This window comes from Pseudoalteromonas sp. ABE4_541, assembly GCF_056312285.1.
Genome location: NZ_JBSVEM010000065.1, coordinates 1 through 272 on the forward strand (window position 1 = coordinate 1; position 272 = coordinate 272).

Annotated in this window: 1 protein-coding gene; it reads right to left on the reverse strand. The window is 39.0% G+C overall.

The annotated features are described in order from the left end of the window. Nucleotides 1-33 precede the first annotated feature (33 nt). The coding region (locus tag ACW689_RS21505; protein WP_476294455.1) for a transposase at nucleotides 34-272 on the reverse strand (239 nt) is incomplete at its 5' end.

Consider the following 272-nt stretch of genomic DNA (forward strand, 5'->3'; position numbering starts at 1 on the left):
GACCCTGTAACAGATTCTGTGTAACTGCCAGTTTTAAATAACATCTTTTAATCGGTCTTCGAATTCTATCATAAATCGATTTAAGGCCGATTTCCAATTCCTTATCGGCATCGTCCATTTTTTAGATGCCTGCTCAATAGCCAAGTAAACTACCTTTTTAGCAGAGTCATCATGCGGGAATAGCTTACGCTTTTTGATGGCTTTGCGGATAACTGAGTTCAGCGATTCAATGGCATTTGTAGTGTAAATAGCTTTCCTAATATCTTCGGGGT